1 protein-coding gene is annotated in these 1,194 nt (G+C 57.5%); it reads left to right on the top strand.

All coding sequences use genetic code 11. The features are described 5' to 3' along the window. Positions 1 to 70: 70 nt before the first annotated feature. On the top strand, positions 71 to 1,033 hold the full coding sequence (locus tag DBR23_RS00340) for an IS5 family transposase (protein ID WP_108496933.1): 963 nt from the start codon (positions 71 to 73) through the stop codon (positions 1,031 to 1,033). The last annotated feature ends 161 nt before the right edge of the window (positions 1,034 to 1,194 follow it).

Here is a 1,194-nt window from a genome sequence, read left to right as displayed (position 1 = left end):
CTAGGGAAATCCTGCAAAACCTCCCCCGATGTTTGGTAGTTGTCAGCCGGCCGTGGCATGCTTATCGGCCATGAAACAAAGCAGCCTTGGTCTGGACTTGAGCATCAAAAGAACCCGCAAGCAGGAACTGCTGGCCCAGATGGAACGGGTGGTTCCCTGGGCTGCATTGGTCGATCTCATCGCCCCGTATTACCCCGAAGGCAAGAACGGTCGCCCACCCTTTGCACTGGAGACCATGCTGCGCATCCACTGCATGCAGCAGTGGTTCACCTTGTCGGATCTGGCGATGGAAGAAGCCTTCTTTGACACCCCGATCTACCGGGAGTTTGCAGGGCTTGATGCCCATGGGCGAATGCCTGACGAGAGCACCATCTTGCGCTTTCGCCACCGGCTGGAAAGGCACAAACTGGCCGATCAGATTCTGGCCACCGTCAATGAACTTCTGGCAGCCCAGGGCCTGCTGCTCAAGGCGGGCACTGCCGTGGACGCCACCTTGATCGCGGCGCCGAGCTCGACCAAGAACAAGGACAAAATGCGCGATCCAGAGATGCACTCAAGCCAAAAGGGCAACGAGTGGCACTTTGGCATGAAGGCTCACATTGGCGTGGACGCGGACTCTGGGCTGGTGCACACCGTCATCGGTACCTCGGGCAACGTGTCTGATGTGGTGGAAGGCAACAGCTTGCTCCATGGTGAGGAGAAAGACGTCTTTGGTGATGCTGGCTACCAAGGCGCGCAAAAGCGCCCGGATGCCAGGAAAGATGTCACTTGGCATGTGGCGATGCGCCCGGGCAAGCGCAAAGAGCTGGACAAGGAAAACAACCCCATTGACGCGCTGATCGACCAAGTGGAGAAGATCAAGGCCAGCATCCGTGCCAAGGTGGAGCACCCCTTCAGGGTGATCAAACGGCAGTTTGGCTATACCAAGGTGCGCTACCGTGGGCTCAAGAAGAACACGCTGCAGCTCAAGACACTGTTTGCGCTATCGAACCTGTGGATGGTGCGCCACCAATTGCTGGCGGCGCAGGGATGAGTGCGCCTGCAAACAGGCAAGAGGCCGCAAAAGCGGCGCGAATGACCCGAAAGGGCGTGAAAAATGGCGCAAAGATGCGAGAAAACGGCCGCAATTGCATCATCTGAAAAACATCGACCCTGTAGCACTTACGAGTCCGAGTTGTTCAGGACATCCCTAGC

Origin of the sequence: Acidovorax sp. HMWF018, assembly GCF_003061035.1 — a bacterium.
GTDB lineage: Bacteria > Pseudomonadota > Gammaproteobacteria > Burkholderiales > Burkholderiaceae_C > Acidovorax > Acidovorax delafieldii.
This window is presented reverse-complemented; position numbering and strand designations above follow the sequence as displayed.